Below are 20,874 nucleotides of genomic sequence, written 5' to 3'. Positions count from 1 at the left end.
ATTGAATGGACTGCAAAGACCGTTCAATCCGAGCGGATGCGAGTGGGAGAGAAACGGGTTCCGGACGTGGAGCTGGCAATCCGGTGAAGTTCCGGATTGTCAGCGAAACAAACGGAATCCGTATGAGGTGATGGTAAAAGGGTGATCGGTCCGCCGCTGCGCGGCTGATGGACGGGGAGGCTGGGCACACCGGCCTCCCCGTGGTATGCAGGAGGGCAGATGATTCTGGAAATCGCCACACTTCAGGTCCGGCCCGGCCAGACCACCGCGTTCGAGGTGGCGTTCGCGCAGGCGCAGCGCATCATTGCGGGCATGGGCGGGTACGTCCGGCACGAGCTTCAGCGTTGCGTGGAGGACAGTCACCGGTACGCGCTGCTGGTCTGGTGGGAAACGCTGGAGGACCACACGGTCGGCTTCCGGGGCAGCCCCGAGTACCAGGAGTGGCGGGCGCTGCTGCATCACTTCTACGACCCGTTCCCGACCGTTGAACATTTCGTGCGGGTCGCCCTGTGACCGGGGCACCGGGGCCGACCACAATCCGGCCGCTGCGCGTGCTGTTCGTCTGCGCGCAGAACAGGCTGCGCAGTCCCACGGCCGAGAGCATCTTCCGGGGTGTGGACGGCTGGGAGGTCGCGTCAGCCGGCACGAACCGAGACGCGGAGGTGCCGCTGAGCCGCGACCTGCTGGAGTGGGCGGATGTGGCCGTGTGCATGGAGAAACGCCACCGGGATGTCCTGCGCCAACGGTTCCGGGGTGCGCTGCCGGACAACCGGATTCTGATCCTGGGTATTCCGGACGAGTTCGAGTTCATGGACGCGGAGCTGATCCGGCAGTTGCGCCGACTGGTGCCGTGGCGACTGGAGGGGGTCCGGCCTCGCCCGGCGGGTGGCGGTGAGGGCACGGGCTGATTCAGGTGTCTTCATGCGGGCGGGTCGTTTGAATGGGGTGTTCGTGGCAGCATGGGGGCGTGACGAACCCGTTTCTGAGAACTGCCCTGATTACCGGCGCTGTGATTGCCGCCGTGAATATCGTGTTTGCCTCGCTGGAGTACGGACTGCAGAGCCTGCCGTGGTGGTTCTACGCCGCGCAGTTGCTGTTGCTGCCGGCCATGCTGCTGCCCATGCGGTACTTTCCGCAGGCGAGCGTCACCCCGGATTACCTGCGGCGCGCGGGTCTGTTCGCGCTTGGGTGGGCGGTGCCGTACGCCATCTACAAGTTCGCGCATGACGTGCTGAGCCCGGTGTTCAGTCCCGGTGCGTCCCTGGTGGGGTACGTGGTGACGGTGGCGCTGTTCTCACTGATTTTCGCGGCGGTGCGGCGTCCTGGCGCGGGTGGTCGTCGGTGAGGATCGCGGTCCTGTCGGACGTGCACGGGAACGCGTTCGCGTTGCGTGCGGTACTGGACGACATCCGCGCGGCCGCCCCGGACCTGATCCTGAACCTGGGGGATGCGGTGTGGGGGGCGGCCGATCCCGGCGCGGCCTGGGCGTTGCAGGCGGAGTTCGCGCCGCCCAGCGTTCGCGGGAACACCGACGAGCGCGTGGCGGGCCTGCGGGACGGCAGGGAGGAGATGCGCGCCTGGGTGCGTGCGCAGGTGCCGGACTCGCTGCCCGCGCAGCTGGCGTCCCTGCCTGTACGGCTGGACGTGGCGGACGGTGAGGTGCGCGCCGCGCACGGCAGTCCCCGCAGCGCCTGGGAGGACCTGATGCTGACCGAGTCGCCCGCAGGCCGCACCCGCCCGGCACGCTTCGCCGAGCTGCGGGAGCGACTGGACGGCTTCACGGCGGACAGGGGAGGGCAGGTGTGCGTGGTGGGTCACACGCACCGCGAGATGCTGGCCGTCGTGGATGGGGTGACGGTCATGAATGTCGGTCCGGTGTCCCGCCAGAAGGACGGGTTGCCGCTGGCCCGCTGGGGACTGCTGACCCGCCGGGCCGGGCACTGGACGCCCGAGTTCCGCCGCACGCCCTACGACGCGGGGGCTGCGGCCGACTGGGCGCGGGCGCACGCGCCGCAGCCGGTGGGCGCGTTCGAGGCGGCGTGGCTGACGGCGGGCCGGGAACCCTGAACCCTGCCTGACCGGCGTTCAGGGAGTCTGGATGGTCATGCGGCGGATGTTCAGCATGCCGCTTCCGGTGTCCAGGGTCAGGCTGTCGTTCAGGCGGGTGGCGGTCAGGGTCTTGCCGGACAGGGCGTTCAGGAACACCTGTTCCTGCGCGGTCACGGCGGGCGTGCAGGCCATGCGGGTGGTGGCGAGGGCACTGAAGGTGACGCTGTCGCCCCGGATGCTGACCGTGCCGTTGACGCGGTTGCAACCGGCGGTGCCGGTCACGCGGTTCCCCGTGAAGGTCAGGCGTGGCAGGTTGTTCTTGACGGGCACGCCGTCCGGGAGGGTCCAGCCGACGATCTTCCAGCTGCCTTCCAGATCTACGTTCAGGGCCACCTGGGCGTGAGTGGTGGGCAGACCGAGCAGCAGCAGTGCCCCGGCGAGTGTCGCAACTGTGAACTTCTTCATAATCCCATTTGGGGCGTTCCCGACCCCCAGGATTGTAATCAGGAATCCATTCTGGGGATGTGGTGAGGAACTGCCCTCCCGTGCGGCGGACGAAACAAACGGAACCCGTTTTGCTCCCACTCGCTCCGCACGGATTGAGCAGCTTTGCAAGCCATTCAATCCGAATCCGTATCGGCACAGAGAGGGGCGTTCCGACCATCTGATCGGAACGCCCCTCTCTGTGTTCTGTCTGCTCACCGGGAGCCGGAGCTCCGGTCAGTGCAGATCAGCGACCGGCAGGAACGAATTCACGGTCCGCGAAGTCCTCGCGGGGACGGCCGCCACGGTCGTCACGGCTCCAACGACCCTGGCCGCCTCCGCCACCCTGACCGCCACGGTTGCCGCCGCCCTGGTACCCGCCACGGCCGCCGCCCTGACCCTGGTACCCGCCGCGACCGCCGCCACGGTAGCCGCCCTCATCACGGCCACTGCGGCCGCCGCCCTGGTATCCGCCTTCGCGGCGTTCACGGGTGGGCTGCTCGAACAGTTCCGGCAGTTCCTGCGCGACCTCGACGGTCACTTCGCCTTCGAGCGGGCTGGCGCTCAGCAGTTTCTGCACCAGTTCGCTGGGAATGTCGGCCACGGCCCCACCGCGCCACTGGCGGATCTTGCCCAGGCGGCGGGTGTCGATGTCACCGTTGCGGGCCAGGACGGCCACGGCGCGCGCCACGCTCATGCGCTCGGCGTGCAGGATGATGGTCGTCTGACCTTCCTCACCGCTCAGCAGGCTGGCGGCCTTCACGGGCTCGGTCACGCCGCTGATCTTGGCCAGCGCGCGGGCCAGGGCTTCAAGGCCCATCTCGCTGAACAGACGCTCGGCTTCCGCCTGGAAGGTCTGCGCGACGCCGCTGTCGACCTTGCGGACCATCTCGGCGCTGCTGCGGGCGCTCGCACCCTGCACTTCCTTGGGGGTGGGCAGCGGACGCTCGATGAAGCGCACGCCGGTCACGCGTTCCAGACCCATCACTTCACGCTGCTCGCGGTCGCCGTACATGATGATGGCGGTGCCGGTGCGGCCTGCGCGGCCCGTCCGGCCGGAACGGTGCACGTAGCTCTCGGGGTCCTGCGGCAGGTGGTACTGGACTACCAGGTCGACTTCCGGGATGTCCAGGCCGCGGGCGGCCACGTCGGTGGCGACCAGCACGCCAGCGCGGCCGTTGCGGAAGGCACCCAGAGCGCGTTCACGCTGGCTCTGCGCGAGGTCGCCGTGCAGCGCCTCGGACTCGATACCGCGGTGAATCAGTTCGTTCGCCAGCTCGTCGGCCTCGCGCTTGGTGCGCGTGAACACGATGGCCTTCTCCGGGTTGTAGATGGTCAGCAGGTCGGCCAGCACGCGGGTGCGGGCGCGGCCCACGCGGATCTTCAGGTGCTCGACGGTCTGCGCGGCCTGACTCTTGCCCTCGCCGACCATGTCGATCACGATGGGGTTGTTCAGGTACTTCTTCGACAGGCGGTGAATGTCGTTGGTCAGCGTGGCGCTGAACAGCAGCGTCTGGCGGCCCTCGGGCGTGCGCTGGAGGATCGTCTCGATGGCGTCGGCGAAGCCCACGCTGAGCATCTCGTCGGCCTCGTCCAGCACCGCGAACTCCACGGCGGTCAGGTCGATGTTGCCGCGCTCGATGTGGTCGATCAGGCGGCCGGGCGTGCCGACGATCACGTCGACGCCGCGGCGCAGGGCGTTCTCCTGCGGGGCGTAGGCGGCGCCGCCGTACACGGTGACGGTCGTCAGGCCCTGGCCGCTCTTGCTGAACTCCTCGGCGACCTGCTTGGCCAGTTCGCGGGTCGGTGCGACCACGATGGCGCGGGGCAGACGGCCGCGTTCACGGCTGGGTTCCAGCTTGGTGATGATGGGCAGCGCGAACGCCAGCGTCTTGCCGGTCCCGGTGCGGGCGCGGCCGATCATGTCGCGGCCCTGCAGGGTATGAGGCAGGCTCTCGGCCTGGATGGGGCTGGCTTCGGTGATACCGCGCTCGGCGAGACGCGCCGCGAGTTCGGGCGCAATCAGTTGGTCAAAGTTCATTTGTGGTCCTTTCGGGAAAGCACAGCCCCAGTGACCAGCAAACGCCTTGAATCCCGGCATCACGCATGTCCTGAAAGTGGGGGCACTCTCCAGCCGCCCGGGTATCTCCCGCTGCGGCGCACGAATTGAAAGATTACACCAACTTCGCCCGGAATGCAAGTGCGCGGCAGCAGAAAACCTGGAAGCGGGCCAGGCACCCGTCCAGTCTGATTCGCGTCCATCCGACGCCCCCGGCTTTCACTGCCCGGCAGTCTAGCGCACGCCCGCCCGCCCGGAAAGCACCCGCACGACCGGGCAGGGGCAAACCCGCAGTCGGCCGTGACCCCACCCGCACGCCCCACCCGCACGCAGGGCGGGGCAGGCGGGGTCCAGCGGCGCGGCGGCTGGCCAGATCAGCGGCAGGTCCGATCAGCGGCCAGTCCGGTCAGCGGCTGGCGAGCGCCCGGCTGACGTTGATCACGCTGACCGACCCGGCCGGATCGACGCTGCCGTCGTCGTTCGGTTCGCCCTCGTTCGCGACCAGCAGCACCTTCCCGTCGGGCGTGAAGGTCAGCATGTCCGGCAAGGCACCCACCGTCACGGGCGCGGCCAGCGGCGCGCCGTCACGGTCGAGCAGCAGCACCCGGCCCGGATCGGTCTTCACGGCCGCCTCGACCGCCACGGCCAGCACGCCGCCGCTGACCGCCACGCTGTTCGCGCCGCGCCCGTAGGCACTCAGGGGAATGTCCCTGACGTACCTGGGCGCGGCCGGATCGCGGATGTCCAGGACGGTCACGCTGGACTGCGCGCCGTTCACCACGAACAGGCGCCCGCTGGCCGGATCGAAGGCCGGAATCTCGGCGGCCCCCTGATCGAACGCGAACGGCGTCACCTGATACCGCGCCGCCTGCGTCAGCGTGCCGTTCCCTGCCACGCGGTACAGGGTGGTGCTGCCGCTGACCTCGTTCGCCACGACCAGCAGCGCCTGCCCGCCGGGCGCGCTGGCCGCCGGAATGAACAGCAGGCCCTCGGGTCCCAGGTCGCCCGCCGCGCCGCTGGCCGGGTCGGCCGTCTCGTTCACGGGGTTCATGTACTGCACCAGCGCCGGTTTCGCGGGATCGCTGACGTTCAGGACCATCACGCCGCCCGTGCGTTCCAGGCCCACGAACGCGAACGTCTGCCCGCCCAGCACGCCGGTCGTGACGCCCTCGGGTTCCGGGCCCTTGTTGTCGCTGCGGGTGTCGAAGGAGTCGGCCGTGCCGTTCGAGTTGAAGTTCGCGCGGCCCGCCGTCTGCCGCTCGAACAGGTCGCCGGTATCGGCCAGCAGCGTCAGGTCGGACGTCCAGACGCTCAGGGACCGCGCGCCGAACGACACCAGCCGGTCGGCGTCCCCGTCGCCGTCCGTGTCGGCGTCCAGCGTGCTGACCGTCAGGCGGCCCAGCGCGCCTTTCGCCTGCAGGGCCGCCGCGTCCGGGAACTTCAGCGGATCGAGTTTCAGGTCGGCCACGCGGGCGTTGTCGCTGAAACTGGCGTAGTCGCGCGTGTCGCCCTCGTTCGCGCTCAGCAGGTACGTCTTCCCGCCCACACTGAACGACGCGACCGAGTCCGGCATGAATGCCCCCAGCACCGGCCACGAGCGGATGTTCACGCCGCCGTCCCGGTCGCTGGCGTCCAGTCCGTTGCCCGGCAGCGCGTGATCCTTGAAGCCCAGCGGGGTCAGGGCCGTGATCTTCCCGGAGGTCAGGTCCAGCGTGGCGACGGCGTTACTTTCCTGCACGCTGATCCACGCCGTGCGGCCGTCCGGGCTGACCGTGATGTACTCCGGTTCGGCGTCCAGCGACACCTGCGCGCTGGCCCCGTCCCGCAGTCCCGCCGCTTTCAGGGCGCTGCGCTGGGCGTCGAAGGCCGTGAAGTCGGCCGTGGTGACCAGGGGCCGTTCGGGCGTGTCCGTGCGGGGGCAGGCGGTCAGCAGCGCCGTCAGGCCCGCCATCAGCAACGTCAGTTTTCTCATCGCCGCCCAGCGTAGGAGGCACGGATCAAGCCAGTGTCAGCAAGCCAGTGTCAGGCAGAAGGACCGTCGGCGCGCCCGGCCGTCACCCGCCGCGCGCCGCGACTTCCAGATCGTCCGGCACGCCGCCGCCCACGCCCACCCAGGCGCTCAGCATGTCGTCCGGGACCGGCGCGTGCAGGTGCAGGTCCCGTCCCGTCGCCGGGTGCGGGATGGTCAGGAACTGCGCGTGCAGCGCGTGCCGGGGCATGATTGCACTCTCGCGGCCGTACACGCCGTCCCCCAGGATCGGGCTGCCCAGGTGCGCCAGATGCACCCGGATCTGATGCGTGCGGCCCGTGCGCGGCTGCGCCCGTACCAGCGCCAGCGTGCGCCCGTGCCCGTCCGGCACGCTGCCCAGCGGCGTGAACAGCGTCTGCGCGTCACGCGGCTGCGCACCCCCGACCGTCATGCGTTGCCGCTGCACCGGATGGCGACCCACCGGGGCGTCCACCTGCACGGCCTCCAGCGCCTTCCACTGCCCGGCCGCGATCGCCAGGTACGTCTTGCGGGTCCGGCGGTCCTTGAACGCCGCCGCCAGGGCCGCGTGCGCCGCGACCGTCTTGGCGACCACGATCACGCCACTGGTATCGCGGTCCAGTCGGTGCACGATGCCGGGCCGGTAGCCGTCCGGGCCGTCATGACCGTCCTGCTGCGGCAGGTTCATGCGGCCCAGCAGGGCGTTCACCAGCGTGCCGGTACTCACGCCCGGCGCGGGGTGCGTGATCATGCCCGCCGGTTTGTTCACGGCGATCAGGTGCTCGTCCTCGAACAGTACCTCCAGTGGCACGTCCTCGGCGGCCACCGTCGCGTCCGGCGGGGGCGGCACGCGGACCAGCAGGACCTCGCCGCCCCGCAACTTCAGCGCGGGCTTCAGGGCCACCTGCCCGGCCACCTGCACGAACCCGCCCGTGATCCAGGCGGCCACCTGCGAGCGGCTCGCGCCGGTCAGGGCCGACAGCACGGCGTCCAGCCGTCCGGGCGTGGCGCTCAGCGTGCGGGTATCGGGGTGGGGCGCGTCATTCACGGCGCGCAGTGTACCGCCCGCCACGGCGCCCGCCGGACTCTTCATGCGGCCTTCACCGTGCGGCAGGCCCGTGATCCGATCCGGCAGGCCCCGCATATGGCTGTTCGAGCGAGGAAGAGGGTCAGGCGCACACCGCCCCCCGACGCCAGATCAGGAACCCACCCAGGAGGGAAGGACCGGGCAAGTGCACACCGCTCAAGGGAGGCTTCAATGCCGGAGGACACCCAGATCACATCTGCCGCCAACAGCACCTCACGCCGTCAGTTCATGGGATACGCCGCACTGTTCGGCGGAGGCATGGCCCTCGTTTCCTGCTCTGTCACCCTGCCCCCCAAAACGGCAGCCGAGCAGCAGGACATCGACATCCTGAACTACGCCCTGACCCTGGAGTACCTGGAAGCCGAGTTCTACAGCGCCTTCACCGGCAGCGGGCCCTACGCCAGCAAGCTGACCGATCCCCGCGTCATCGAGTACGCTAAGGAAATCGCGGCGCACGAGATCTCGCACGTCGAGGCGCTCAAGAAGACCATCGACAGCCTGGGCGGCAAGTACGTCACCAAGCCCACCTTCGACTTCAGCCCCCTGATCGGCAACGCCACCGTGAACGATCAGCTGTTCCTGCAGCTGGCCGCCACCTTTGAACCGGTCGGTGTGCGCGCCTACCTGGGTCAGGTGGCCCGCCTGAGCAACCCCGAACTGATCGCCGCCGCCGCCGCGATTCACGCCGTGGAAGCCAACCACGTTTCCGCCGTGCAGGAACTGCGCGTCAAGCTGGGCTACAACGCTGCGCCCACCCGCCAGACGGACATCGCCCCCCAGAGCGCCGCGAAGCCCACCAGCACCGCCGCCGCCGACTTCGACGCGAACTACTCCCCGACGCCCACCGCGTTCTGGAAGGCCCTGACGATGGCAGAAGTCCTGGCCATCGTTAAACCCGTCATCAAGTAAGCGGCACCGCACGGAAAGGAGATCACACCATGACCACACCCAACCGCCGTTCCTTCCTGAAATTCGCCGGTGTCAGCGCCGGAGCCATGACCCTGGGCGGCCTGAACCTCTCGGCCCTGGCAGCCACCAGCGTCAGCACCAAGAGCGCCGCGCAGGACCTCGTGATCCTGAACTACGCCCTGACCCTCGAGTACCTGGAAGCCGAGTTCTACAACGCCTTCACCGGCAGCGGCGCCTATGCCAGCAACCTCTCGAACCCCCGTGTCCGTGAGTATGCCCGCGAACTGGCCCTGCACGAGAACGCCCACGTGACGGCCCTTCAGGACACCATCCGGAAACTGGGCGGCACGCCCGTCGCCAAGCCCAACATCGACTTCAGCCCCCTGCTGAAGAACAGTGACGGCAGCGCCAAGACCGTGAACGACGAACTGTTCCTGGCGCTGGCGAACACCTTCGAACCCATCGGCGTGCGCGCCTACCTGGGTCAGGCCGACAAGGTCATGAACGGCGACGTGCTGACGGCCGCCGCCAGCATCCTGGCCGTCGAGGCGAACCACGCCAGCGGCATTCAGGAACTGCGCACCCAGCTGGGCTTCAACAAGAAACCCACCCGCCAGACCAGCCGCGCTCCCCAGAGCGACGCCAAACCCACCAGCACCAACGTCGCGGACTTCGACGGTGATTTCTCGCCCACGCCCACCGACTTCTGGTCGCCGCTGAGCATGGACGATGTGCTGGCCATCGTGAAACCGCTCATCAAGAGCTGAGATCCGGAACGCCAGTCCTGCATCATCCGGGGGGATGAGGAGGTCGCCGCCGGCGGCCCCCGTCCCCCCACCCATTCCCCCCTGAACCTCCACACTCAGTCAGATCAAGGAGATCCCCATGCCCAACATCGGCGCCCCAGAACTGCTCGTGATCCTGCTCGTCGCCCTGGTCGTGTTCGGCCCCCGCAAACTGCCGGAACTGGGCAAGAGCCTCGGCAACGGCCTGCGCGAATTCCGCAAGAGCACCCAGGGTCTCAAGGACAGCATCAGCCTCGAAGAACCCGCCGCCCAGACGGCGCCCGCTCAGGCCGTGCCTGCCCAGGCCGCTGCCGTCAGCCCGGCCGCCGTCATGCCCACGGCTGTCACGCCCGCCGCCGTGACCCCCGCGGCCGTGACCCCCGTCGCGCTGAACAAGGTCCAGGCCTGAGGCCCGCACCCCGCGCCAGACACATCACCCCGAACGGACGGCTGAACATTCAGATCACTGAGCATGCAGATCACTGAGCATTAAGGCAACGGCGGGTCAGGCCCCCACAACAGCCCTGACACACTGATAGGCTGCTCCGTGAACCCATGAGTCTTCCTTCCCTTCACCCCGACCTGCCCGACGAGGCCCTGCTCCAGGCCATGGCGACCGGCCAGCAGGACGCCCTGCAGGAACTGCACCGCCGGTACGCGCGGCTCCTGTACTCCCTCGGGCACCGCATGCTCCGGCAGACCGACGACGTGGAAAGCTGCGTGCAGGACGCCTTCATGAACGCCTGGAAGCACTGCGCCCGCTTCGACCCGGCCCGCGCCAGCGCCAAGACCTGGCTGGTCAGCATTGCCCACCACCGCTTCCTGCAGGAACTGCGCGACCGTCCCGACACCCCACTGGAAATCGAGGACTGGGACGCCCCCACCGCCGCCGCCGACCCCGCCGACCGCATCATGGCCGAACAGGCCGTCCAGGGACTCGAACCGCAGCAGCGTGAACTGGTGGAACTCGCGTACTACCGTGGGTACTCGCACAGTGAACTGGCGATCATCACCGGCCTGCCCGTCGGTACAGTAAAATCCCGGCTGCGGACTGCCATCGACCGCATGCGGACCCACCTGGGCAGCGGCAATGCCCACTGAGCCGACCCCCACCCGAACTCCGCCCGAACCCACTCCGCCCCTCTCTCAGCTCCGTACCCGCACAAGAGGCAGGTGAAGACACGTGACGATCAACCGAGATGACCTCCTGGCCCTGGCACTTGGCCTGCTGAACCCAGAAGAGGAAGCGCGTGTCCAGGCTGCCCTGGACGCCGACCCGGCCCTGATGGCCGAGTACCGCGCGGACCTGGACGCCCTGCACCGCCTGCCCGACGACCTGCCCCCCGCAGAGGTACCCGCCGGAGCCGAGGAGCGCCTGATGGCCCGCCTGAACAGCGCAGTACTGAACAGCGCAGTGGCCTCCACGAGCGCCGCAGCTGCCGGACCTGCACCAGCTTCCGTGCCGCTGTTCCCGGATGCCCCAGGTCTGGACGCTGGGCGGGCGGATCGCAGCGAGCGCCGCTCCCCGTGGCTGAACTGGCGCGGAGGGCTGCTGGCCCTCGTGGCCGCCGTGGCTGTGGGCGTCCTGCTGATCCGCCCCCCGCAATCCACCGATCCGCTCAGCGAGTTCGCCCGCGCGCCCGGCTCGGTCACGCAGGAACTCGCCACGGCCGGGCAGCCGCTGGGTCAACTGATCCGCCTGCCGGACGGCCGCGCGTACCTGCACCTGACCGCCGCCGCACCCGAAAAGAGCGTGTACCAGCTGTGGCGCATCGAGAACGAAACGCCCGTCTCCGCCGGCGTGTTCGACGGGCAGGGCATCGTGATCCCAGCACTGAAGGACGGGCAGACCATCGCCGTCAGCGTGGAACCGCCGGGCGGCAGCCGGCAGCCGACCACGCAGCCCATCCTGGTGCAGTCGCTGTAACGCGCGGGGCGTAGAGCGCAGGGTGCGGGAAGGCGGGCCGGGAGCATGATCTCCCCGCCCGCCTTCCCCTGTGTCGTTCAGTGCAGCCAGTCCTCGCCGATCTCCTCGACCTTCCGGCCCTGCAGGTCGTCCACCTCGTCCAGGCGGGTGGCCCAGGCGGGGAAGGGGTAGTTGACCAGCACCGGGTTGGGCACGTCCGGCTGGCTGACCAGCATGGTGCCGGGTTGCAGGATCCCGGCGCGCGCGCGGAAGCTCTGCGGCAGGAAACGGTACTCGGGCCGCTCGGCCTCCGCGAGGTCCAGGCGGCCGACCACGCGGATCGCGGCGTTCGACACGATGCGCCGCTCGACCTCGCTGGCCGTCTGCTGCGCCCCGATCAGGATGATGCCCAGGCTGCGGCCACGCTCGGCGATGTCCAGCAGCACGTCCTTGATGGGACTGTCCCCGTCGCGGGGGGCGTACTTGTTCAGCTCGTCGAGGACCACGAACACCGTGTCCTGCCGTCCCACGCGTTCCTTGTGCTCGAACAGGTCGCGCAGCAGCACGCCCACGATGAACATCTGCGCCGTGGCGGACAGCGTGTGGATGTCAACCACGGTCGTCTGCACGCCGGGCTTCAGGGGGTCCGGGCGGAAGCGGGCGGCCTGGTCGGCGCTCACGTCGCCGCGCACCAGCGGCGTCAGGTGCTTCTGCACGCCGCGCAGGCGGCGGATGAAGGCCTGGAGGGTAGCCGGGGACTGCTTGCCGACCCATTTGCGGTCGCCCTCGCCGTCGTTCGCGTCCAGCAGTTTGTACTCCAGGTACGCGACCAGCTGCGCGAAGGTGCCGATGCGCACGCTGCCCATCTCGTCGAAGCGCACGTCCTCGTCCAGCACCTGCTCGGTGTCCGGCTGCCAGTCGTCCACGGTCAGGTACGGCGTTTCAGCGCCCTGCGCCATGCGGTACAGGCGCTCCTCGATACTGCCGATCACGAAGCCCAGGTTCACGCTGGCGTCCCGGTCCACGAACACGTACGGCAGCATGCGGCGCGCGCAGAACTCCCGCAGCGAGTACAGGAACGGCGTCACGCCCTCTGCGCGCTGCTCGACGTGCGGCACGATGGCGGCGCCCGCACTGCCCGGCCGGGGCGGCGCGAGGAACTGCACGTCCCGGAACGCCTCGACCGGCAGCCCCATCAGCGCGTAGCGGTGGTCCGGCAGGCCCTTCTGCGCCTGCGCCTGCGCCTCGCGGGACTCGACCTCGCGGTTGCGCTTGTCGAGGAACAGCAGGTCCTCGCCCTTCACGTTGAAGATCAGCGCCCGCCCGGCCGACGCGCCCGTGCCCATCACGCCGCTGCGGAAGATGGAATGCAGCAGGAACAGCGCGTAACTGGTCTTGGTCGCCACGCCCGAGATGCCGCTGATGTTGATGTGCCCGCCGTTCTCGCCGTTCACGAAGCGGTAGTTGATGGGCAGCACCTGCCCGTCGGCCAGCAGCCCGCCTGGGAAGGCCTTCTCGCCCATCTTGTCGGCACTCAGGGCCATGCGCAGGTCGTCGCCCCGCGCGTGCCGCACCCCGTCGCCCGGCTGCGGCGGAATGAAATTCTCGGGGTTCACGCGCGTCACCAGTACTCGCGCCGCGTAACTCACGCTGGCCGGCAACAGGCCCGCCGCGACGTCCTGCACGTCACTGTCGAAGGTCACGCCCTCATGACGGGTGCGCACATGATCCACGATCCCGTAAAAATTGACGAACGACCCGTCCGGTTTGCGCGTCTGCACCGCCACCAGATCATCGAGTTGCACGCTCGCGCCGGGCAGCACCGCGAACCAGAAACTCACGGGCGTCACGTCCTGCGTGCCCAGCACCATGCCCACCTGCGCGCCCGTCACGTCCGGGCCGCCAAACTTCAGATTCGTCACGCGACCCCCTGCAGGCCCGCGATGTGAGCCCGGATGCGCCGCGTCACGAGGTCCGCGCTGCCCATGCTGCGGCCCATCGCCTGCTCCAGCGCCGCCGTGGGAATCAGGTTCTGCGGCGCACGCGGGTCCTTGTGCGCGTGACTGCCCAGCCGCCGCAGCAGCGTGCCGCTGAGGTTCGCGACCTGCCGGACGATGGGCGGCAGGAAGCTGGGATCGTCCGGCGCGAACATCTCCAGGCGCATGACGCCCGCCATGGGATGCTGGTAGAACGCGGCCTCGCACAGCCGCACGTACCAGATCAGGCGCGTGAACTGCCCGTTGCTGTACGTCATGCGCATGACCGGGGTGCGCTCGCCGGGTTTCAGTTCGCTCAGCAGCGAGGCCCGGTCGGCCGGGAGGTACATGGTCTCCATGGTCTTCACGCAGCCGACGACCGCGCCGTTCAGATTCCGTCCGCGCAGCGTGCCGTCCTGCACGGTCAGCGCGCTCAGCCACTCGCGGTCATCCTGATCGTCCGCCGGGACCCTGGACGCCAGGTCGTGCGAGAGGTTCTGCTCGGCGGCCAGCATGTGCTGTTGCAGTACGTTCAGGGCGGCCAGGGCGTCCGTGCCGGTCATGGGGACGGGCGTGTACTCCAGCTGCCCGGTGTGGGGGTGGCGCGGCGAGAGGGTCATGGGGTCGATCCGCAGGTCCGGGGCGTGCGCCAGGATGCGGGCGGCCTTCACGGCCCGCAGTTCCGCCTGCCGGGTGCCGTGCGGGCACAGTTCGACGGCGCCCACCACGTACGCGCCGAAGCCGCCCAGCCCGCTCTGGCCGTGGTCGTCCTCGATGAACAGGCGGGATTCCATGCGGCGTTTGCCGTCCACGACGAACACCTGCCGCAGCCGTTCCGGGATGGGGCGTGCGGGAATGGCCGCCCAGCGCGGCGTTTCGACGTCTTGAATCTCACCGTTGAAGTCCTTGAGGGTCAGTTGCCCGCCCTCGATGTCCACGGGCCAGGGGTCCAGGCGAATACGCATGCCCGCAATTCTACGCGCTGGACAGAATGTTTGGCCGTTGCTCTGGTGCGCCGTGGCTCTGGTGACACGAAAACGCCGCCGGTCCTCACTCGGACGGGCGGCGCTGGTGGGGTGGTGCGGTCTTCAGCCGTGGTAGCCGCTCAGGAGGCGCAGGCCGTCCTCGTCGGTCAGGGTCAGGCAGCGGTAGGCGGGGCTCAGCAGGCCGTCGTCGCGCATCTCGCCGATCAGTTTGCTGACGCTCTCGCGGGTGGCGCCGGTGCCCTCGGCGATCAGTTCGTGCGTGGCCCGCACGAAGCGGGTGCCGTCGCTGTGCGCGCCGCCCAGGGTGCTGTCGGCGAGGTTCAGCAGGTAGCGGGCGATGCGTTCGCGCAGGTCGCCGTCCTGAATGTGCACGCCGTCGGTCATCATGCGCTGCAGCTGGGCGCTGAGGCTGCGGGTCAGGTCCCACAGCTCGGCGGCACTCAGGTGCTGCGGGTGGATGGGCACCAGGACCGTGTCGGTCAGGGCGACGACCTGATGGCCGCGCGTCTGGCCGTGCAGGCATTCCTCGCCGAAGATGTCGCCGGGGCGGATGTGCCGGACGGTCAGGTTGCGGCCCTGGGGGGTGAGGCGCACGGCGCGCATCAGGCCGCTTTCGAGGCGGTAGAGGCTGGGTGCGCTGTCTCCGGCGTAGTACAGGGTCTGGCCGCGGCGCACCGTGCGGTTCAGGTCGTGCGTCTGGGGCAGGGTGGTGGGGGCGAGGTACGTCATGGTGACTCCTGTCTTGTGCGCCGGTGCGCTGGAGGGATGCGGTGCGTCGGGTTGCGGCCTTCTCTTGTGGAATGAAGTGTACAACCCTTGTACAACCTTGAAACGTTCACGGCTCACAGTGTGAAAAGTAAATCAATGGGTTCCGGATGGTGCCGCCCAACGACGTGCCAGCGCCCGGAAAACGACTCAGGGAGCCCTCACCCGGTCCCGGGTACGCGGGCCAGGACCCCCACACCCACCCGACCTGTCGGGGGTCATCCCCCCCCAATCGCCCATTCCGCTGAAGCCCCTGAGAAGGGTTCTTCAGACGTTTACAGGAGCCGTGTACAGGGTTGTACAACCCTCCTCCCCACGCTCCTGTGCCCGTCACGCTGGCATGGCAGGGGCGCGGCCCCGGCCTCTACCCCAGCACGTCCAGGCCGTCCAGTACCACACTCGCGTGCGCCTCGACCGTCAGCGCATGATCGTGGTTGTACCCGCCCGCCATCATGGTCACCACCGGCACGCCCGCCGCCCGCGCCCAGCCCAGCACCGCGCGGTTACGTTCGCGCACGCCGTCCAGCGTCAGCGCGAAGCGCCCGAAGCGGTCCCCGGCCAGCACATCCGCCCCCGCGAGGTACAGCAGCAGGTCCGGCCGGAACGCCTCCAGCGGCGGCAGTACCCGATCCCGCACCACCGACAGGTACTCGGCGTCCGTCACGCCGTCCCCCAGCCCGATGTCCAGCGAACTGACCTCCTTGCGGAACGGGTAATTGCGCTCGCCATGCACGCTCAGCGTGAAGGCCCGCGCCTCGGTGCCCAGCAGCGCCGCCGTGCCGTTCCCCTGATGCACGTCCAGATCCACGACCGCCACGCGCCGCGCCAGCCCGTCATCCAGCGCGATGCGGGTCAGGATCGCTGCGTCGTTCACCAGACAGAAGCCCTCGGCGCGGTCCCGGAAGGCGTGGTGCGTGCCACCCGCCAGATTCGCGCCCCACCCGACCCGTAGCGCGTCGTGCAGCGCCGCCAGCGATCCCCCGGCCGCGCGGCGGGCCCGCTCGACCACGCCCGGCGACCACGGCAGCCCGAAGGCGCGTTCCTCGTGCCGGTCCACCTCGCCGCGCCGCCAGCGCCTCAGCCAGTGCGGATCATGCACGCGCGCCGCGTCCGCCCAGCGCAGCGCCGGGGTGTCCAGCACCGGCAGCAGCGGGAGCAGGCGCCGCCGCACCCCCTCGTACTTGTAGTACGGAAAGCGGTGCCCGTCCGGCAACGGAAACCCGTAATCCGCCGGAGAGTACGCCCGGAACGCGTGCCGGAATGCTGGCCCTGCCGGGAGAAGTTCTGCGGCCTCAGTCACGCTCCGCAGTCTGCCGCAGCCCGCCGCGCCGTACGGCAAGCAAAGCCACAGCCCAGGCCCCGGAGCGGAATGCCGGTGCCCGTCAGTGCTGCCCGCGCAGGCCGCGCAGCACCCGGAACCCCAGGACGTCCACCACGATCAGCGTCACCAGCGATCCCAGCCCGGCCAGCCACTCGCCGCGCCCGACTTGCAGGATCACGCTCGTCAGGCCGCCCAGATTGATGCTGACCAGCATCAGCACGACCAGCCCGATCAGCACGCCCGGCCCTCATGTCCGTCCCGGACCCCTTCTGTCCCTCTCATACCTGCGCGGTTCACCCCGGCAGTCTAGGGCGCCCGCGCAGACTGGACACTGCCCGGCCCGCGCCCGCGTGGGCGTGTTAGCGTCGGGGGCGTGATTGACCGTTACCTGACCCCGGAAATGAAGGCCCTGTGGAGCGAGGCCAGCAAGTACCGCGCGTGGCTGCGCGTGGAACTGGCCGCCATGCACGCCCAGGCGAACCACGGCGAGGTGCCTGCCGAGGCGCACGCCGCCCTGACCGCCCGCAGCGAGGCCGACCCGCTGGACGACGCGTTTGCGCAGAAGGTCGCGGAGATCGAGGCCGTCACCCGCCACGACATCGTCGCCTTCACGCGCGCCCTGACCGAACGGTACGGCGAGGAAGCCCGCTTCGTGCACCACGGCCTGACGAGTACCGACGTGGTCGACACCGCCCAGAACCTGCTGCTGGACGAGGCGCTGGGCATCATCATCACGGACGCCGAGGCGCTGCGCGAGGTGTGCCGCACGCAGGCCGTGGCGTTCAAGCACACGCCCACCGTGGGCCGCACGCACGGCATTCACGCCGAACCCATGACCTTCGGCCTGAAATTCCTGAACTGGATGGCCACCCTGGACCGCGACCTCGAACGCCTGCACGCCGCCCGGAAGCGCGTGCAGGTCGTCATGCTGTCCGGCAGCGTGGGCACGTACGCGCACGTCTCCCCGAAAGTCGAGGAGGAAGTCGCCGCCGCGTGGGGCTGGCAGGCCGCGCCCGTCACCAACCAGACCCTCGCCCGCGACCGTCACGCCGAGGTGCTCTCGGCCCTGGCGATCTTCGGCACGACCCTGGAACGCATCAGCGTGGAGATCCGGCACCTGCAACGCAGCGAGGTCCGCGAGGCGATGGAACCCTTCGGGAAGGGCCAGACCGGCAGTTCCTCCATGCCGCACAAGAAAAACCCCATCCTGACCGAGAACGTCACGGGCTTCGCGCGGCTGCTGCGCGGCTTCCTGACCACCGGCCTGGAGAACGTGGCGCTGTGGCACGAACGTGACATCAGCCACTCCAGCGCCGAACGCGTCATCCTGCCCGACGCCACGAGCGCCGCCAGTTACGCCGCGCGCCGCCTGACCGGCGTGCTGCGCGACCTCGTGGTGTTCCCGGACCGCATGCTGAAAAACCTGAACGACCTGGGCGGACTGGTGTTCAGTCAGCGCGTCCTGCACGCCCTGATCGACGAGAAAGGCATGATGCGCGAGGCCGCGTACACCCTGGTGCAGCGCAGCGCCCTGAAATCCTGGGAGACCGGCGAGGGCCTGCGCGACCTGCTCAGGGCCGACCCGGAAAACCCCCTGAACGACGCGGAACTGGACGCCGCCTTCGATCTGGCGTGGTACCTGCGGCACGTGGACGACATCTACGCCCGCTTCGGGCTGTAACCCCGGCCCCACTCCGTCCGGCGCGCAGGGAAACGGGGGAGAGGCCCCCTTCCTGCGCGCGTTCCCATTCCGGCGCGGCGCATCCCGTATCCTGCGGGCATGGGTTTCATTCTTCGGTTGCTGGTGAATGCACTGGCCCTGTACCTGCTGGCCCGCGTGTACGGCGGCGTGAGTTTCGAGCCGGGCGCGGACCTCGTGTACGGCGGCGTGAGTTTCGAGCCGGGCGCGGACCTCGTGAGCGTCCTGATCGCGGCGGTGGTCATGGGCATCGTGAACGCCCTGATCCGCCCGGTGCTGCTGCTGCTGTCGCTGCCCGTGAACATCCTGACGCTGGGCCTGTTCACGCTGGTCGTGAACGGCGTGGTGCTGTACCTCGTGGCGGCCGCCACCGCCCTGAACGTCGCGGGCTTCGGCGCGGCGATCATCGGGGCGATCATCCTGGCCGTGATCTCGTGGGTGCTGGACGCCGCAGCGGGCGCCCTGAAACTGGACGGTGGACGGAATTAACGCCGTGACCCTCCCGCCCGAACCGGAGGTCGGTCAGCCTCTGCCTGCGCTGGTCACGGACCCCACCGACCTGCGCGCCGCACTGCGCGGGCAGACGGTGGCGTTCGTGCCGACCATGGGCGCCCTGCACGAGGGGCACGCGGCCCTGATCCGCGCGGCGCGCGCCGCCGTGCCCGGTGGGCGCGTGGTCGTCAGCGTGTTCGTGAACCCCCTGCAATTCGGCCCGAACGAGGACCTCAGCCGCTACCCCCGCGACCTGGAAGGCGACCGGCGCGTGGCGGGCGGGGCGGGCGCGGACCTGCTGTTCCACCCGGACGTGCCCACCATGTACCCGGACGGCTTCAGCACCAGCGTCAGCGTGTCCGGCGTCAGCGAACCGCTGGACGGCGCGGCGCGGCCCGGCCACTTCACGGGCGTGGCGACGGTCGTGCTGAAACTCCTGAACCTCGTGCGGCCGGACGTGGCGCTGTTCGGTGAGAAGGACTGGCAGCAACTGGCTGTCGTGCGCCGCATGGTCCGCGACCTGAACCTGAACGTGGACGTGCGCGGCGTGCCCACCGTCCGGGGGGACAGCGGGCTGGCCCTCAGCAGCCGCAACGCCTACCTGTCGGCCGAGCAGCGCGCCCAGGCGGCCGTGCTGTCGCGGGCACTGCGGGCCGTGCAGACCGCGTACGCGGGCGGGGAACGCCGCGGCGACGCGCTACGGCAGGCGGGGCTGGACGTCCTGAACACTGACCCGGACCTGACCCTGGATTACCTGAGTGTCGTGGGGAGTGACATGCATGAAAGGGAAATCATGGACAATGACCCCATGAACCGCGTCCTCGTGGCCGCCCGCCTGTTCGGGGTGCGGCTGATCGACAACATGCCCCTCGCCTCCCACGTTGCGGCAGGCCAGTCCACGGTGAGCCTGTCCACGGTGAGCCCCGAGTGACCCTCGACGAACTGCTGCGCGAGATGGTCACCCGCCGCGCCTCGGACGTGCACCTCCAGGCCGGCAGTCCCCCCATGGGCCGCATCGACGGGCAACTCGTGCCGTTCGGCACGCAGCCGCTCATGCCGCCCGACACGCAGATGCTCGCGCAGGCCCTGATGACCGCCGACCAGTGGGACGACTTCACGTACCGCAACGAACTGGACCTCGCGTACAGCGTCTCCGGGCTGGGCCGTTTCCGCTGCAACGTGTTCCGGCAGCGCGGCGCGGTCGGCATGGTCATGCGCATCGTCTCGGACGCCATTCCCGGCTTCGACGCGCTGGGCCTCCCGGCCGACGTGCTGCGGCAACTGGCCGACGCCCCGCGCGGCCTGATCCTCGTGACCGGCCCCACCGGCAGCGGCAAGACCACCACCCTGGCCAGCCTGATCGACCACATCAACCGCTCGTTCGCGTACAACATCATCACGGTCGAGGACCCCATCGAGATCCTGCACAAGAACAAGAAGAGCATCGTCGTGCAGCGCGAGATCGGCAGCGACACCCGCGACTTCCGCACCGCCCTGAAGTACGCCATGCGCCAGGACCCGGACGTGATCATGATCGGCGAGATGCGTGACAAGGAAACCGTCGAGGCCGCCCTGAGCGCCGCGCAGACCGGCCACCTCGTCCTGAGCACGCTGCACACCCAGGACGCCGTGCGCAGCGTGAACCGTATCATCGACTTCTTCCCGCCGTACGAGCGCGATCAGGTGCGCCTGCAACTGGCCGAGTCGCTGGTCGGCATCATCAGCCAGCGCCTGCTGCGCCGCGCGGACGGCGTGGGCCGCGTGCTGGGCCTGGAAATCATGATGAACACGCCCTTGATCCAGGAGTACGTGAAAGACGAGGACAAGACCCACCTGATCAAGGACGCCCTGATCGAGGACAACATCCGCGGCATGCACACCTTCGACCAGCACCTGTCGCAGCTGTACCGCAACACCCTGATCACCATGGACGAGGCGCTGGCCGCCGCGACCAGCCCGCACGAACTGAAACTGATGCTCACCCGCAGCGGCGTGTCGTACTGATACGGACTCCGATTGAATGGGCTGCAAAGACCATTCAATCCGAGCGGATGCGAGAAGGAGAGAAAGCGGGCTGCCGGACGTGGAGTTGGCAACCCGGCGCCCTTCCGGGTTGTCAACGGAACAGACGGAGTCCGTATGACCTGACCGGTGTTCCGGAACCGTCGTCCCTGACCCGCTCCCAACCGTCCGTCCGGCCACGCCGCTCGGGCCTGGGGGCGGGTCACTGTCTGTACTTCCCCCGGACCGGGAGTGGCAACGCCAGGACGGCGTGGTAAACTGCAAGCTGTCAGCAAGGCGTCAGCGTAAACCCCGGGCATTCTCGTTCATGCACCCCGGTTACCCGATCTCCAACCCCGAGTTCACGGG

General features: G+C 69.2%; 22 protein-coding genes. 13 read left to right on the top strand and 9 right to left on the bottom strand.

The window, feature by feature from the left end; genetic code table 11:
• Positions 1–219 precede the first annotated feature (219 nt).
• The 4 genes from IEY70_RS13660 (at position 220) to IEY70_RS13645 (ending at position 2,067) form a co-directional block, all read left to right on the top strand.
• Positions 220–513, top strand: coding sequence for an antibiotic biosynthesis monooxygenase family protein (locus IEY70_RS13660; RefSeq protein ID WP_189065584.1), 294 nt, complete (start codon positions 220–222; stop codon positions 511–513).
• A gap of 38 nt (positions 514–551) precedes the next feature.
• Complete coding sequence (locus IEY70_RS13655) at positions 552–908, top strand: low molecular weight protein tyrosine phosphatase family protein (RefSeq protein WP_229777917.1); 357 nt, start codon at positions 552–554, stop codon at positions 906–908.
• Positions 909–1,021: 113 nt separating this feature from the next.
• Positions 1,022–1,345: a hypothetical protein gene (locus tag IEY70_RS13650; protein ID WP_308425259.1), complete on the top strand. Its 324-nt coding sequence runs from the start codon at positions 1,022–1,024 to the stop codon at positions 1,343–1,345.
• On the top strand, positions 1,342–2,067 hold the full coding sequence (locus IEY70_RS13645) for a metallophosphoesterase family protein (RefSeq protein WP_189065582.1): 726 nt from the start codon (positions 1,342–1,344) through the stop codon (positions 2,065–2,067). Before IEY70_RS13650 ends, IEY70_RS13645 begins: the two co-directional genes overlap by 4 nt.
• 18 nt (positions 2,068–2,085) lie before the next feature.
• On the opposite strand, the gene IEY70_RS13640 is transcribed toward IEY70_RS13645, so the two are convergent.
• The 4 genes from IEY70_RS13640 to IEY70_RS13625 form a co-directional block, all read right to left on the bottom strand.
• Positions 2,086–2,514, bottom strand: coding sequence for an META domain-containing protein (locus tag IEY70_RS13640; RefSeq protein WP_189065581.1), 429 nt, complete (start codon positions 2,512–2,514; stop codon positions 2,086–2,088).
• 265 nt (positions 2,515–2,779) lie between these two features.
• Complete coding sequence (locus IEY70_RS13635) at positions 2,780–4,573, bottom strand: DEAD/DEAH box RNA helicase (protein WP_189065580.1); 1,794 nt, start codon at positions 4,571–4,573, stop codon at positions 2,780–2,782.
• A gap of 424 nt (positions 4,574–4,997) precedes the next feature.
• Positions 4,998–6,563 (bottom strand): choice-of-anchor I family protein, encoded by a 1,566-nt coding sequence (locus IEY70_RS13630; protein ID WP_189065579.1) that lies wholly within the window; start codon positions 6,561–6,563, stop codon positions 4,998–5,000.
• An 82-nt stretch (positions 6,564–6,645) separates the two neighbouring features.
• A complete protein-coding gene (locus IEY70_RS13625; RefSeq protein ID WP_189065578.1) occupies positions 6,646–7,671 on the bottom strand; it encodes an RluA family pseudouridine synthase in 1,026 nt (341 codons plus the stop codon).
• A 252-nt stretch (positions 7,672–7,923) separates the two neighbouring features.
• On the opposite strand from IEY70_RS13625, the gene IEY70_RS13620 reads away from it, so the two are divergent.
• The 5 genes from IEY70_RS13620 (at position 7,924) to IEY70_RS13600 (ending at position 11,286) form a co-directional block, all read left to right on the top strand.
• Positions 7,924–8,574, top strand: coding sequence for a ferritin-like domain-containing protein (locus IEY70_RS13620; protein WP_229777914.1), 651 nt, complete (start codon positions 7,924–7,926; stop codon positions 8,572–8,574).
• 29 nt (positions 8,575–8,603) lie between these two features.
• Positions 8,604–9,341: a ferritin-like domain-containing protein gene (locus tag IEY70_RS13615; RefSeq protein WP_189065576.1), complete on the top strand. Its 738-nt coding sequence runs from the start codon at positions 8,604–8,606 to the stop codon at positions 9,339–9,341.
• 118 nt (positions 9,342–9,459) lie between these two features.
• Complete coding sequence (gene tatA / locus IEY70_RS13610; protein WP_189065575.1) at positions 9,460–9,768, top strand: twin-arginine translocase TatA/TatE family subunit; 309 nt, start codon at positions 9,460–9,462, stop codon at positions 9,766–9,768.
• Positions 9,769–9,914: 146 nt separating this feature from the next.
• Positions 9,915–10,460, top strand: coding sequence for an RNA polymerase sigma factor (locus tag IEY70_RS13605; protein WP_189065574.1), 546 nt, complete (start codon positions 9,915–9,917; stop codon positions 10,458–10,460).
• An 82-nt stretch (positions 10,461–10,542) separates the two neighbouring features.
• On the top strand, positions 10,543–11,286 hold the full coding sequence (locus IEY70_RS13600; RefSeq protein WP_189065573.1) for an anti-sigma factor: 744 nt from the start codon (positions 10,543–10,545) through the stop codon (positions 11,284–11,286).
• Between the two features lie 77 nt (positions 11,287–11,363).
• Here the strand turns inward: IEY70_RS13600 and IEY70_RS13595 are convergent, their stop codons facing one another.
• From IEY70_RS13595 to IEY70_RS13575, 5 genes are all read right to left on the bottom strand, one after another.
• Positions 11,364–13,136, bottom strand: a complete 1,773-nt coding sequence (locus IEY70_RS13595; RefSeq protein WP_189065613.1) for an ATP-binding protein — start codon at positions 13,134–13,136, stop codon at positions 11,364–11,366.
• A gap of 47 nt (positions 13,137–13,183) precedes the next feature.
• Complete coding sequence (locus IEY70_RS13590; protein WP_189065572.1) at positions 13,184–14,206, bottom strand: nuclease; 1,023 nt, start codon at positions 14,204–14,206, stop codon at positions 13,184–13,186.
• Between the two features lie 123 nt (positions 14,207–14,329).
• A complete protein-coding gene (locus IEY70_RS13585) occupies positions 14,330–14,956 on the bottom strand; it encodes a Crp/Fnr family transcriptional regulator (RefSeq protein ID WP_189065571.1) in 627 nt (208 codons plus the stop codon).
• 400 nt (positions 14,957–15,356) lie between these two features.
• The gene (locus tag IEY70_RS13580) at positions 15,357–16,292 is read right to left on the bottom strand and encodes a histone deacetylase family protein (protein WP_189065570.1); all 936 of its coding nucleotides are present in this window, start codon (positions 16,290–16,292) and stop codon (positions 15,357–15,359) included.
• 82 nt (positions 16,293–16,374) lie between these two features.
• A complete protein-coding gene (locus tag IEY70_RS13575) occupies positions 16,375–16,551 on the bottom strand; it encodes a hypothetical protein (protein WP_189065569.1) in 177 nt (58 codons plus the stop codon).
• A gap of 135 nt (positions 16,552–16,686) precedes the next feature.
• Here IEY70_RS13575 and purB point away from each other — a divergent pair, with 135 nt between their 5' ends.
• From purB to IEY70_RS13555, 4 genes are all read left to right on the top strand, one after another.
• Positions 16,687–17,994: an adenylosuccinate lyase gene (gene purB, locus IEY70_RS13570; protein WP_189065568.1), complete on the top strand. Its 1,308-nt coding sequence runs from the start codon at positions 16,687–16,689 to the stop codon at positions 17,992–17,994.
• A gap of 99 nt (positions 17,995–18,093) precedes the next feature.
• A complete protein-coding gene (locus IEY70_RS13565) occupies positions 18,094–18,501 on the top strand; it encodes a phage holin family protein (RefSeq protein ID WP_189065567.1) in 408 nt (135 codons plus the stop codon).
• A 115-nt stretch (positions 18,502–18,616) separates the two neighbouring features.
• Complete coding sequence (gene panC, locus IEY70_RS13560; protein ID WP_229777925.1) at positions 18,617–19,435, top strand: pantoate--beta-alanine ligase; 819 nt, start codon at positions 18,617–18,619, stop codon at positions 19,433–19,435.
• Positions 19,432–20,508, top strand: coding sequence for a type IV pilus twitching motility protein PilT (locus IEY70_RS13555; RefSeq protein ID WP_189065566.1), 1,077 nt, complete (start codon positions 19,432–19,434; stop codon positions 20,506–20,508). The genes panC and IEY70_RS13555 overlap by 4 nt, the downstream gene beginning before the upstream one ends.
• Positions 20,509–20,874 lie beyond the last annotated feature (366 nt).

It is taken from the genome of Deinococcus seoulensis (assembly GCF_014648115.1).
GTDB lineage: Bacteria > Deinococcota > Deinococci > Deinococcales > Deinococcaceae > Deinococcus > Deinococcus seoulensis.
Note: the sequence above shows the minus strand (reverse complement) of the source record. Positions and strands in the feature narration are given on the sequence as shown.